Origin of the sequence: Bradyrhizobium sp. 23 (assembly GCF_023073295.1) — a bacterium.
GTDB classification, from domain to species: Bacteria; Pseudomonadota; Alphaproteobacteria; order Rhizobiales; family Xanthobacteraceae; genus Bradyrhizobium; species Bradyrhizobium canariense_D.
Genome location: NZ_JADPJF010000151.1, coordinates 405,962 through 418,846, shown reverse-complemented (window position 1 = coordinate 418,846; position 12,885 = coordinate 405,962). Strand labels below are relative to the sequence as shown.

Genomic DNA, 12,885 nt, shown 5'->3' with positions numbered 1-12,885 from the left:
GAGGTGGGATAGTCCCCGCTGTTTGCCGGACCAGAACAGGTGCCGTAGGGGACAATGGCGCAGCCCTACGCCACGCTCTCCAGAAACGCCTCTTCCGCCGCGTGCACGGCATCAGGCGTGCCGACATGCATCCAGACGCCGTCGAGGCGAAGGCCGAACAGCCGCTCCTGCTCGTTGGCACGATCGAACATCTTGGTCAGCGAGAACTCGCCCGCGGGGGCATCGGCGAAGATCGACGGCGACAAAATCGCAGCGCCGGCATAGACGAACGGAACGACCTCTTTTTCCTTGCGCTTGCGCAGGGCACCGTCGGCCAGCATGCCGTAATCGCCGCGGCCGCTATAGCCGATGCTGGTCGCCGTCGGCGCCATCAGCAGCAAAATGTCCATCCGCGCGGGATCAAAGTTTTCGGCGAGCCGCGTCAGGTTGGAGCGTACGCCGTCGATCCACAGCGTGTCGGAATTGACGTGAAAGAACGGTGCGTCCCCGAGCAGCGGCAGTGCCTTGACCACGCCGCCGCCGGTGCCGAGCACCTGGTCGCGCTCGTCCGAGATGGTCACGCGCGGATGCTGGCGGGATGCGGTGTGATCGATGATCTGGTCCGGCAGGTAATGCACGTTGACCACCGCCTCGCTCACGCCGGCCCGACCGAGCTTGTCGAGCACATGGTCGAGCAGCGGCTGGCCGGCCACCGGAACCATCGGTTTCGGCATCTTGTCCGTCAACGGACGCATGCGCAGGCCGAACCCTGCGGCGAGCACCATGGCTTTGGTCGGTTTGACGGGCATCCTTCGCTTTCTCAGACCTACTGATCTCGCGTTCGCAGCAATCCTAACATGAGGTTCGACCGACCGCACCGCGTCTTAACCGCCTTAACCACCTGCCGTGACGCTTGTACGACAGGTGTTGCCGTTACGCCCCGATGGACGTTGACCGCGCCTTTTTCTTCTTGTCACCGAGCTTGAGAAAGTTGACGCCGATCTGGTCACCATTCACCCAGGCGAGCTCGCAGCGTCGGTACGCAAGTCCGGTGGACGACAGCAGCAGAAAAAACTCCTTCAGATGCAGGCCTTCGACTGAGCCGTCGATGGTCAATTTGGCGCCGCTGTCGGAGACGTCCTCCATGGTGCAATCGCGCCGCCAGGTGCCGTCGATACCCATCATCTGGGCCGCGATCCCGCGCTCGAAAACAACCCGGCTGTTGCCGCGCTGGTCCGTCTTCACCGCCATCTGCCCTGCTCCAGCCCCGTAATCATCCGGCTGCTCCGCCGCCAGGTTACCGGCGTCTTGGCTAACAGCCGGTAAATCGAGCCCTGAATCAGCCTTTTCAGCCCCTACTAGCCTTTTCCGCCTTGGGCCTCAGCCTTGGGCCGGGCCTTGGGCCTGCCTTTGGGGCGGCGGGACGTTGGCGAGATACCAGTCGCGCAGATGGGCGAGCGTGGGATGCGCCAGGGAGCGCTGGAGATAGGTCCAGATCCGCGGCTGGTGACGCAGATAATGCGGCTTGCCGTCGCGGCGGTTGAGGCGGGCAAAGGTGCCGAGCAGACGCGTGTTCCGCTGCGCCGACATGATGGCGTAGAGCTCGGCGAAGCCGGCCGCATCGAAGCTCGCCTCGCTGGCGCGGCGCGCCTTGATGTAGCGCGACAGCAGCGTCAGCTCGATCGCCTCGGGCACGTCGATGCGGGCGTCCTGGAGCAGCGACACCACGTCGTAGGATTGCGGCCCCAGCACGGTGTCCTGGAAATCGATCACGCCGACGCGTTCGATGCCGGTGCGATTGCTGAGCCAGATCAGATTCGGCGAGTGATAATCGCGGATGATCCAGGTCTTCGGCGCGGCCTGCGCCTTCTGCAGCAACTCGCGCCACATGGCGAAAAATTCGGCGCGCTTCGCGTCGTCCAGCGGCGCGTTGCGATCAGGCAGGTACCATTCCGGCATCAAGCCGATTTCGATCAGCAGCGCCTCGATATCGAAGACGGGAATGGCGTAGGTCTGCCGCCCGAGCGGCAGCGTTTGCGGCAGCGTCTTGCCGTGCAGCACGGCCAGCAGATCGGCCGCGGCTTCGTAGCGTTCGGCGATCGGGCGCGGCGGATCGCCCTCGATCACGCCTTCGGTGCCGAAGTCTTCGCTGATCAGGAACCCGTGGTCGAGGTCGGAATGATGGATCGCGGGCGCCGAGATTCCCTGCGCGCGCAGGCCCTCGTCGATGGCGACGAAGGGTTTGATGTTTTCGGCGAGATGCACCGCGGCGCTGTAGGATTTTCCGTTGTACATCGCAGCACCATCGGGGCGCTGCGGCGAATTCATGAGGATGACGATCTCGTCGTCGCGCTGCAGCCGCGCATAGGAGCGCGTCGAGGCGTCGCCCGCCATGCGTTTGCGCGTTGCCTCCATGTAGCCGGATGCATCGAGGAATTCGCGCAGCGCCTGCAGCCGCGCGACGATGGCGGCAGCCTTGCCATGGCCGGTGATGTCGGCGGCGCGTGCATTCGAGCCCAGCGCCGGCCGGTGCGTCAGCGCGATGTCGATGCGGTCTTGAGGCATCGCCGACGGCGCGCGCTCCGGCCATTCGATCAGGACGAGGGTTGCTTCCGGCAGCGGCGACAGCCCGATCTCTTCGAGCTCGCTCTCGTCCTCGACGCGGTAGAGGTCGGCATGCATCACCGGGAACGGTGGCAGCTCGTAGCCCTGCACCAGCGTGAAGGTCGGGCTCGGCACTTCCAGTGCATCGTCGCCGGCGAGGTAGCGGATCATGGCCCGCGCCGCCGCGGTCTTGCCGGCCCCGAGATCGCCGGTGAGCGTGATGACATCGCCGGGGCCGACCAGCAGCGCGAGGTCGGCCACTAGTTGCGCAGTGGCTGTCTCGTTGCGGAGCGCGACGGCGAATGTGGTTGGCGCAGTCATTCGGCGGCGTCGCGATGCGCCGCCTGGTCGGTCGGGAAGTCACAGATCACGACCGTGCCCCTGCCCACGATCGAATCCACCCGGATATTGCCGCCATGCAACTCGACGAAGGAGCGCACCAGCGACAGGCCGAGCCCGGCGCCGCGATGACGCGAGCCTTGCGAGCGGCTCTCGAACCAGTTGAACACCTTGTCCTTCATGTCGGCAGGTATTCCAGGCCCGGAATCTGTCACAGTGAAGACCACACTGCGTTCGGTGCGGCGGGCGCTGATGCCGACGGTGGAATCCGGTGGAGAAAACCCGACGGCGTTGGCGAGGAGATTATAGAGCACCTGCACCACGCGCTTCTCGTCGCCGGTGAAGCTGCCGACATCGGGCGCGATCTCGACCTTGAGGCGGATGCGGTCGGTGGCGAGCCGGTCCTGAAGACCCTCGGCGGCGAGCTCGATGGTCTTGCTGACGTCGACCGGGCCGAGTTCCAGCTTCATGGCACCGGCGTCGATGGTGGCGAGATCCAGGATGTTGTTGGTCAGCGCCAGCAGCGCATTGGTCGATTTGGTGACGTAGTCGAGATATTCGGCCTGTTTCGGGGTCAGCGGCCCGGTCGAGGGATCGCTGAGGAAATGCGCAAAGCCGATGATGGTGGTGAGCGGCGAGCGCAGCTCGTAGGAGACGTGGTGGACGAAATCCACCTTCATCTGGTCGGCCGCCTCCAGCGCCTCGTTGCGCTCGCGCAGAGCGCGCTCGACGTTCTCGGTGTCGGTGATGTCCTGGAACGTCAGCATCGTGGCGCCGTCGTGCAGCGGCCGGATCATGCCGTCGAGCACGCTGCCGTCCTTGCGCTCAAGCTTCAGCGGAATGTCGGCGCGGCTCTCGATCGAGGTGACGGCCTCGCGGATCTGCCGCCAAACGATCGCGTCGTCGAACAGCTGATGGCACCAGCCCTCGACCGTCTGGATGTGCGGCTCGTCGCGCATGGCGTCAGCGGACAGCTTCCACATCCGGACGAACGCCGGGTTGAACAGCTGCGCCCTGCCATTGCTGCCGAACACCGCAACGCCCTCGGCGAGGCTATCCAGCGTCTCACGCTGGACCCGGATCATGCCGTCGAAGCGGCGGGCGAGCTCCAGGCTCTCGGTGACGTCGTCGAACAGATAGGTGACGCCGCCCTCGGGATTCGGCGTGGTGACGACGGAGAGCGCGCGCCCATCGGGCAGATACCAGGTGTCCTTGGCGGCCTCGACCGCCCGATAAGCCTCGTGCAGCTTGGCCTTCCAGGCGCGGAAGTCCGGCTGCTCCGGCAATTTGCGCGCGGCGCGAAGCTTGTCGAGCACGCTGGAATCATCGGGGTTGGCGTCGAGAAAGGTGCGGTCGAGGTCCCACAGCTGGCGGTAGGAATCATTGTAGAAGGCAAGCCGGCGCTGGCCATCGAACACGGCAACGCCCGAGGAGAGCTGGTCCAGCGTACGGCGATGCGCCTCCGCCATCCGCACCAGCGCCGAGCTCAAGGCATCCGCCTCGCTGGCATCGATGGCAACGCCGACATTGCCGCCACCGACATTGACGGCGCGCACATCATAGATGCGCCGCTCGCCGCCGATCACGATCGGCAGCCGCGAGGTGAAATTGGCCGCTTCCTTCAGTCCCCGCTCCATCGCGGTGCGGTCGGCGCTGTCGAGCAGCTCGAGCTTGCGCTCCTGGGCGTCGGTGATGCTCGCCGCCTCGGTCGCACGGACATAGGCGGGATTGGCATAAGCCAGCGCGCCGTTCTCGCCCTTGGCCCAGATCGGCCAGGGGGCGGCGGTCGCGAAGCCGCGCAACATCTCCGTCTCGTCGGAAAGTGCCTTGTAACGCAGATTGGTCTCGGCCAGATCGCGGCGGAGCCCCGAGAGTTCGCGAATCCTGACGATGGCTTGGCCACCGATGGCGCGGCCGATGGCCTCCAGCGTGTGGCCATGCGCGGTGGTGAGCGTCAGCTGGAACCCGTCGCCGCGGTCGCGCAGCGCATCGACGGCGTGATCCATCTGCAGCGCCGGTTCCGGCGGCAACCAGGTTCCAAACGCGAGCACGCGCTGCGGAGAGGAGTCGCGCGGCAGCACCATGGAGATGTCACCGGAGATCTGCGCGCGATTGTCGCCGGCCGGCCAAGAGATCAGGATCTGCGGCTCGGCGAACAGCAATGCGCCGAAGCGGTCGGCCTGGAGCTGGAGTTCCCCGATCCGGGCGCGCAGCCGCGCCTCGTTCTTCGCCGTGCGCACGCGCGTGCGCATCAGGAGGATCGCGGCGACCACCGAGAAGCCGAGCAAGGCCAGCGCGGTGGCCAGCACCGCGAGCTCCTGCCGGTTGAAATCCAGCAACGTTGAGAGTGTGTCGACGAGGTCGGCGGCCTCAGCCGGCGCAGCCGGCAGCAGCGCCGCGAGAGCGCTTCCCAACAAGCCGTTGCGCACCAGCGATGTGCACGACAGCAGCGTCCGACGCATCGACACGATCACGCCTGACATAGTTGCCCCAAGATCGCACGAATTTGCGCGCGGCGACCCCCGTCGCGCGCGAATCAAACGACAATACCCTCACCGTGACTCCACCGGTAAGAGTCCAGATCGTGAACGCAACGGCGGTCCCAAAAAAATGCCGAAGGCGGTGTTCCAATTCGCGTAATTCCTCGGGTGATTCGGTGTGTTAGCGGCCGGTCGAGCCGAATCCGCTGGTCCCGCGATCGGTCGCGGACAATGTCGACACGGGAACCAGCGCGGCCTGCACCATTGGCGCAATCACCATCTGCGCGATGCGCTCGCCGCGCTTGACCACGAAGGCGGTCTGGCCGTGGTTGATCAGGATCACCTTGATCTCGCCGCGATAGTCCGCGTCGATCGTGCCCGGTGAGTTCAGCACGGTGACGCCGTGCTTGGCCGCAAGCCCGGAGCGCGGCCGCACCTGCGCCTCGTAGCCGGGCGGCAACGCGATCGCGAGTCCCGTCGGCACCAGCGCGTATTGGCCGGACGCGAGCGTCAGCGGCTCGTTCTCGGGCACCGCCGCCATCAGGTCGAGACCGGCGGCATCATTGGTCTGATAGGCCGGCAGCGGCAGCCCCTCCGCATGGGGCAGGCGTTGCAGTTCGACGGTGACTTTGGTGCTCAAGATGCGGGCTCCCGGGATTTGCCGGTCACGCTCTTTGCGATATGCGCGACCAATCGAATGGCGACCTGTTCCTTGGTCATCGCCGGCCAGGAATCAACTGCAATGTCGCCATCCTTCTCATCGTTCTTCTCACCGCTCTTGCTGATGAGGTGCACGGTGTTGCGGTCTCCGCCCATCACCCCGGTTGCGGGGGAGACGTCGTTGGCGACAATCCAGTCGCAGCCCTTGCGGGCAAGCTTCGACTTGGCGTTGTCGATGAGGTGCTCGGTCTCGGCGGCAAAGCCGATCACCAGTGGCGGCCGCTGGTCGGTCAGCTTGGAGATCGTCGCGAGGATGTCGGGGTTTTCGACCAGCTGGAGCGGCGGCATGCCGGCCGAAGTCTTCTTCAGCTTCTGCTCGCCTTCATTGGCGACCCGCCAGTCGGCGACGGCGGCGGCGAAGATCGCGATGTCAGCGGGGAGCGCGGCCTGCACCTGCTCCAGCATCTGCCGTGCCGATTCCACATGCTTGACTGTCACGCCCTGGGGATCGCTGAGATCGACCGGGCCGCTGACCAGGATTACCTCGGCGCCCGCGGCCTGTGCCGCGGCGGCGATCGCAAAGCCCTGCTTACCGGAGGATCGGTTGGCGATGTAGCGCACCGGATCGATCGGCTCGTGGGTCGGACCAGCCGTGATCAGCACGCGCTTGCCGGCGAGGGGGCGCGGCAACGGCGGCCGCAGCAGTCGCTCGGTGGCAGCCGCAATTTCGATCGCCTCGGACATGCGACCGATGCCGGCTTCACCGGCTTCCGCCATCTCGCCGGAATTCGGCCCGATCAGCATCACGCCGTCGCGTTGAAGTTGCGCGACGTTGCGCCGCGTCGCCGCGTTGTTCCACATCAGCGGGTTCATCGCCGGCGCGAGCAGGACCTTGCGGTTGGTCGCAAGCAGGATGGCGCTGGCGAGATCGTCGGCATGGCCGTTGGCCATCTTGGCCATCAAATCCGCGGTCGCAGGCGCCACCACGATCAGGTCGCACTCGCGCGCCAGCCGGATATGACCGGCGTCGAACTCGCTCTCGGGATCGAACAGGTCGGTGTGGACGCGCTCATGCGAGAGCGCGCTCACGGCCAATGCCGTGACGAATTGTTGCGCCGCCTTGGTCAGCACGCAGCGGACCTCGATCCGCCGCTCCTTGAGCCTGCGGATCAGGTCGAGCGATTTGTAGGCCGCGATCCCGCCGCCGATGATCAGGGTGACGTTGGCCTCGGGGAGGGCGCCGCTGCGCTGGGGCGTGGGGGTGGCGGAAGCCGCGGGCGGCGCCGTGAACGGCGTCAGGGGCTCCTCGCGGCCCTCGATCAGCTCGCCGAGGATGACCCGGACCTCTTCCTCGACCGACCTGCGGTTCCTGGCCGAGCGCAGCCTAAGGTAAGTTTTGATGCCTTCATCGAGCTTGCGAATGGTCAGGCTCGCCATGACACCCCTCCAGCACAAATGATGGCGATGCTATCATTCGCATGATTGCACTGCAATCAAAGATTCCGGACGGCGATCAGGATGCCGATGAAGGTCGCGGCGATGATCCAGAGCGCCACGGTGCGCCAACGGTTCTTGCGGCCTTCGCTGCGGCCCATCGCCGCGATGCTCTCCGGCGACAGCCGGATGCCCTCCCGGGTCATGGTCTCCAGCTGTTCGAGCACCGTAACCGAGCGCGCGGCGATATCAGGCAGGCGCATCAGGATGCGCGCGAGATCGCCGGTGCCGGAGATCGCGCCCTGGACCCGGCCGATCGGACCGAGATTGCGCTCGATCCATTCCCGCACCACGGGGTCGGCGACCTTCCAGATGTCGAGCTTGGGATCGAAGCCGCGTGCCACGCCCTCGACCACCACCATTGTTTTCTGGAGCAGGATCAGCTCGGGCCGCGTGGTCATGTCGAACAGGCCGGTGACCTCGAGCAGCAGCGTCAGCAGCCGCGCCATCGAGATCTCTTCCGCCGTGCGGTTATGAATGGGCTCGCCGATGGCGCGGATCGCTTGCGCGAAGTTCTCGACCGAGTGATGCGCCGGGACGTAGCCTGCCTCGAAATGCACTTCCGCGACACGACGATAGTCGCGGGTGATGAAGCCGAGCAGGATTTCGGCAAGGAAGCGCCGCTCCTTCATGCCGAGCCGGCCCATGATGCCGAAATCAACCGCGACGAGGCGACCGGCGTCATCCAGGAACAGATTGCCCGGATGCATGTCGGCGTGGAAGAAGCCGTCGCGCAGCGCGTGGCGCAGGAAACTCTGAATCACCTTGCGGCCGAGATCGGGCAGGTCGACCTGCGACTCGGCCAGGCGCTTGTGATCGTTCAGCGCGATGCCGTCGATCCACTCCATCGTCAGCACGTTGTGCGTGGTGCGGTCCCAGTCCACGGTCGGTACGCGGAAATCAGGATCGTCGCGCGTGTTCTCCGCCATCTCCGACAGCGCCGCGGCCTCGAGGCGCAGGTCCATCTCCATCGCGACCGAGCGCGACATGGTGTTGATGACCTCGATGAGACGCAGGCGCCGCGCCTCGGACGAATAGGACTCGGCCTTGTATGCGACGAAGAAGAAGTCGGAGAGGTCGCGGCGGAAGCGTGCGGCCACGTTGGGGCGCAGCACTTTCACGGCGACCGCCTTGCGGATGCCATCGCGCAAGACTTCGCCGCGATGCACCTGTGCGATCGAGGCCGCTGCGACCGGCGCACTGAGGCTCGCGAATACGTCCGTCAGCGGACGCTCCAGCGACGTCGCGATCACGGCTTCCGCTTCGACTTGCGAAAACGGCGGCAGGCGATCCTGCAGGCTTTCCAGATCGCGCGCCATGGCAACGCCGACCACATCGGGGCGCGTCGCCAGAAATTGCCCGAGCTTGAGATAGGCCGGGCCCATCCGGGTCAGCGCGCGCGACAGCCGAGGCCCGTCCTTAGGGCCGCCCCGTTCGACGATGCGCGCAAGCTTCAGCGCGAGCTGTCCGGGCGGCGGCACCAGGCTGGGATCGACGGCGCCGAACACGCCCTCGCGCGCGAATACGAACGCGGCGCGCATCAGGCGCGCACTATGGGTTATGGCAGAGATCACAAACGCCAGCCCGAATGCAGTGCGACGATGCCGCCGGACAATATCTGCCAGTTCACGCGGGCGAAGCCGGCATTACGGATCATATCGGCGAAGGCGTTGGGTCTTGGGAACTTGCGGATCGACTCGACCAAATATTGGTAGGACTCGGCGTCACCCGTGATCATGCGGCCGAGCGGCGGGATGACCTTGAACGAGAACAGGTCATAAAGACGATCGAGTCCGGGCATCTCGACGGTGGAGAATTCCAGACAGAGGAAGCGGCTGCCTGGCTTGAGCACGCGATAGGCCTCGGCCAGCGCGAGATCGATCCGAGGCACGTTGCGAATGCCGAAAGCGATCGTATATGCGTCGAAGCTGCGGTCGGCGAAGGAGAGCGCTTCCGCATTGCCCTCGACGAAATCGACCTGGGTCTTGAGATGCCGCTTTGCGGCGCGCTCGCGGCCTACCTCCAGCATCCCGGAATTGATGTCGCAGACGGTGGCATGGAAGCCGGGGCCTGCGGCCTTGGCGGCGCGGAACGAGATGTCGCCGGTGCCGCCGGCAACGTCGAGCAGCGCGAACCGCCGGTCGCCTCGCGGCGGGTCGAGCGCGGTGATCATGATGTCCTTCCAGACCCGATGCAGGCCACCGGACATCAAATCGTTCATCAAATCATAGCGCGACGCCACGCTGTGAAACACATCGTTCACCAGCGTCTGCTTGTCGCCCAGGGGGACGTCCCTGAAGCCAAAATGCGTGGTTTCGCCCGGCCGATCCATTACTCTACTCCACGAGGCGGACCATAGCGCGCCCGCCGCAATGGCGCTATCACACCGCTCTCATAAGGTGAATGCCTGACCATGCCCGAATTGCCCGAAGTCGAGACCGTCCGCCGCGGCCTTCAGCCTGTCATGGAGGGTGCGAAAATCCTGGTCGCGGAGACCCGCAGGCCTGATTTGCGCTTTCCTTTCCAGCCGGACTTCGTGGCCCGACTGAAGGGGCAGGTCGTCACGGGGCTCGGCCGCCGTGCAAAATATCTCATGGCCGATCTCACCTCCGGCGACGTGCTGTTGATGCATCTGGGCATGTCGGGTTCGTTTCGCGTCATCAAGCCGGACAACGAGGCGGCGCCGGGCGAGTTTCACTATCCGCGAGCCAAGGACTCCGCGCACGATCACGTGCTGTTTCGGATGTCCTCCGGCGCCGACATCATCTTCAACGATCCGCGCCGCTTCGGTTACATGAAAGTGATCGCGCGCAGCGCGCTCGACGAGGAGCCGCTGCTGCGCGGGCTCGGGCCCGAGCCGCTTGGCAACGAATTTGACGCCGCGATGCTGGCGCGATCCTGCGCCGGCAAGACCACGAGCCTGAAAGCCGCGCTGCTCGATCAGCGCGTGGTCGCCGGGCTCGGCAATATCTATGTCTGCGAAGCCCTGCATCGTTCGCATCTGTCGCCGCGCCGGATCGCCGCGACGTTGTCGACCAAGGCCGGACAACGCAAGGGCGTTGCCGGGGGCGAGCCGACCGACCATGCAAAGCGATTGGTCGGCGCGATCCACACCGTGCTGAACGACGCCATCAAGGCCGGCGGCTCCAGCTTGCGCGATCATCGCCAGACCTCGGGCGAGCTCGGCTATTTCCAGCACTCGTTCAAGGTCTACGATCGCGAGGGCGAGAAATGCACCACGCCGCGATGTGGCGGCATCGTCAAGCGTTTTACGCAGAACGGCCGGTCGACCTTCTGGTGTCCGAAATGTCAGAAGTGAAAATCAGGCTCGTATCCGAGAGGTCGTAAGTTCAGCGGCGGTGACGAGCCCACCACGACCGTCATTGCGAGCGCAGCGAAGCAATCCAGAAGCTTTCCAACGAAGCAGTCTGGATTGCTTCGTCGCAAAGCTCCTCGCAATGACAGCGGAGATAGAGTTTCCCAAAAACGCGAAGCGAAGCAATCCGGCCGGGCTGGTGGCCGGATTGCTTCGTCGCTAAGGCCCTTCCGGATGGTGAAGGTCCGGCTGCCATCCGAGCGATACCCCCGCTCAGGACGCCAGTATCGTAGTTTCATCGGCGGCCAGCTCGGCGGCGACGTGCAACATTCCGTCCGCGGCCGCGATGACCTGGTCGATCAAGACATTGGTCGTGACGTCGAGCTCGAGCCGGGTCTCAATCCAATGCCAGAGGCCGCGGATCTCCTCGGTCGACTTGCCGTTCGGCGCGAATTCGCTCACCGCAAGGCCGCTGGCGAGCGAGTCCTGGTGATCGTTGCGCATCACGATCAGGGGACGCGCGAGCACCTCGGCGAGATCAAGCGCTGCTTCCTCGGCGAGCGTGTTGGCGGCGTTGTCGATGCGCTGGCCGCGGATCGGGGTTTGGTTCAGCACGAAGCTGTAAGGCCGCTTCCAGGCGCGCGCGACGCTCAGCGTCGAAACGGTCGCTTCGATGTCGGCGACGCTCGGGCGTGCCGGGATCAGGCAGAGGTCGGAATGGCGGATCGCGGCGGTGGTCGCGGCGCTGAGGCCGGCGGCGGTATCGACGATCGCAATCTGGAGACCGCCGTCGGCGAGCATCTTCAGGCGCGGCTCGATATCGGCGGCGTGATAGATCGGCTCGACGACGAGATCATCGGTGGTGCGGCGGCGCTGCCAGTTCGACAGTGTGCCCTGCGGGTCGGTTTCGATCAGGCGAACGGTGAAGCCGGCCTGCTTGGCTGCCAGCGCGAGGCCGATGGCGAGCGTGCTCTTGCCGCTGCCACCCTTTTGGGTGGCCAGTGCGATCGTGTGCATTGAAGATCAATCCTTTGGAGTGCTTGGGTCTCGGGAAACGCCACGCGAACGTGCATCGATCTCGATGCTGAGCTCTTCTCGCTCAGGACGTGCCGGCCCGATCCAAAGGGGATCGCGGAGGTCCGAATCAGCAGTCACGATGATGGCGGAATCGGGAATGCCAACGAATCCGTACCATTACTGGACCCGTACTCGTCCGTGTGCTGTGCTTGCAGCCGTGAATAATAAGGACAAGCGGCATGGGCGGAAACTGGCGCGACCGGACGGCGACGAATTTCGAATGCCAGAAGATGCCGGCGGTATCGAGCCGCGGCATGGTGGTCAGCAACCATCCACTGGCCTCCAGCGCCGGCGCGGAGATGCTGGCCGCCGGCGGCAACGCCATCGACGCCGCGATAGCGACCCTGTTCACGCTGACCGTGGTCGAGCCGATGATGGTGGGCATCATCGGCGGTGGCATGGCGCACATCCGGCTCGCCGACGGCAGCCACCGTTTCATCGACGGACAGAGCACCGTGCCCGCGGCGGTGCTTGACACCAGCTACACCCCCACGCCGGGTTCCGCGCATGATGTGTTCGACACCGTCGGCAATGAAAATCTCAACGGACCAAAGGCGGTCGCCACGCCGGGCTCGCTGAAAGCCTGGTGCGAGACGCTGCGCTGCTTCGGCACCATGAGCCTTGCCGACGTCATGCAGCCCGCGATCAAGCACGCCGCGCGCGGCTATGCGACGACACCCTATCTGCACGAATGCATCACCGAGAGCGCCGCCGAGATGCGCAAGGACAAGCCGATCGCGGCGATCTATCTGCCAGACGGCGAGCCGCTCAAGGTCGGCGAGCGCGTGGTACAGGCCGAGTATGCCGAGACGTTGCGGCATATCGCCGACCACGGCGAAAAGGCGCTCTATGAGGGGCCGCTTGGCGATATCCTGGTCGACTATATGGAAAAGGCCGGCGGCTTCATCCGGCGCAACGATCTCACCAGCTACAAGA

The 12,885-nt window shown here is 65.2% G+C and carries 11 protein-coding genes; 2 read left to right on the top strand and 9 right to left on the bottom strand.

The genetic code is table 11. From position 1 onward, the window contains the following. Positions 1-65: 65 nt before the first annotated feature. From IVB32_RS39000 to ubiE, 8 genes are all read right to left on the bottom strand, one after another. On the bottom strand, positions 66-788 hold the full coding sequence (locus IVB32_RS39000; RefSeq protein WP_018455770.1) for a nucleotidyltransferase family protein: 723 nt from the start codon (positions 786-788) through the stop codon (positions 66-68). Between the two features lie 124 nt (positions 789-912). Further along, on the bottom strand, positions 913-1,230 hold the full coding sequence (locus IVB32_RS38995) for a PilZ domain-containing protein (RefSeq protein WP_018455771.1): 318 nt from the start codon (positions 1,228-1,230) through the stop codon (positions 913-915). 129 nt (positions 1,231-1,359) lie between these two features. Beyond that, positions 1,360-2,904: a bifunctional tRNA (adenosine(37)-N6)-threonylcarbamoyltransferase complex ATPase subunit type 1 TsaE/phosphotransferase gene (locus IVB32_RS38990; protein WP_018455772.1), complete on the bottom strand. Its 1,545-nt coding sequence runs from the start codon at positions 2,902-2,904 to the stop codon at positions 1,360-1,362. After that, on the bottom strand, positions 2,901-5,405 hold the full coding sequence (locus tag IVB32_RS38985; RefSeq protein WP_018455773.1) for a PAS domain-containing sensor histidine kinase: 2,505 nt from the start codon (positions 5,403-5,405) through the stop codon (positions 2,901-2,903). Before IVB32_RS38985 ends, IVB32_RS38990 begins: the two co-directional genes overlap by 4 nt. Positions 5,406-5,583: 178 nt before the next feature. Then, a complete protein-coding gene (dut, locus tag IVB32_RS38980; protein ID WP_018455774.1) occupies positions 5,584-6,042 on the bottom strand; it encodes a dUTP diphosphatase in 459 nt (152 codons plus the stop codon). Beyond that, a complete protein-coding gene (coaBC, locus tag IVB32_RS38975) occupies positions 6,039-7,499 on the bottom strand; it encodes a bifunctional phosphopantothenoylcysteine decarboxylase/phosphopantothenate--cysteine ligase CoaBC (RefSeq protein WP_018455775.1) in 1,461 nt (486 codons plus the stop codon). The genes dut and coaBC overlap by 4 nt, the downstream gene beginning before the upstream one ends. A 56-nt stretch (positions 7,500-7,555) precedes the next feature. Further along, entirely contained in the window at positions 7,556-9,130 is a 1,575-nt protein-coding gene (gene ubiB, locus IVB32_RS38970) for a 2-polyprenylphenol 6-hydroxylase (protein WP_026233022.1), read from the bottom strand. Further along, the gene (ubiE, locus tag IVB32_RS38965) at positions 9,127-9,888 is read right to left on the bottom strand and encodes a bifunctional demethylmenaquinone methyltransferase/2-methoxy-6-polyprenyl-1,4-benzoquinol methylase UbiE (protein WP_247295877.1); all 762 of its coding nucleotides are present in this window, start codon (positions 9,886-9,888) and stop codon (positions 9,127-9,129) included. The genes ubiB and ubiE overlap by 4 nt, the downstream gene beginning before the upstream one ends. A gap of 81 nt (positions 9,889-9,969) precedes the next feature. Here ubiE and mutM point away from each other — a divergent pair, with 81 nt between their 5' ends. Next, positions 9,970-10,875: a bifunctional DNA-formamidopyrimidine glycosylase/DNA-(apurinic or apyrimidinic site) lyase gene (gene mutM, locus IVB32_RS38960; RefSeq protein WP_018455778.1), complete on the top strand. Its 906-nt coding sequence runs from the start codon at positions 9,970-9,972 to the stop codon at positions 10,873-10,875. A gap of 270 nt (positions 10,876-11,145) precedes the next feature. Here the strand turns inward: mutM and IVB32_RS38955 are convergent, their stop codons facing one another. Next, positions 11,146-11,889, bottom strand: coding sequence for a ParA family protein (locus IVB32_RS38955; protein ID WP_085362015.1), 744 nt, complete (start codon positions 11,887-11,889; stop codon positions 11,146-11,148). A gap of 239 nt (positions 11,890-12,128) precedes the next feature. On the opposite strand from IVB32_RS38955, the gene IVB32_RS38950 reads away from it, so the two are divergent. Further along, on the top strand, positions 12,129-12,885 hold a 757-nt coding region (locus IVB32_RS38950), incomplete at its 3' end, for a gamma-glutamyltransferase (RefSeq protein WP_247413085.1).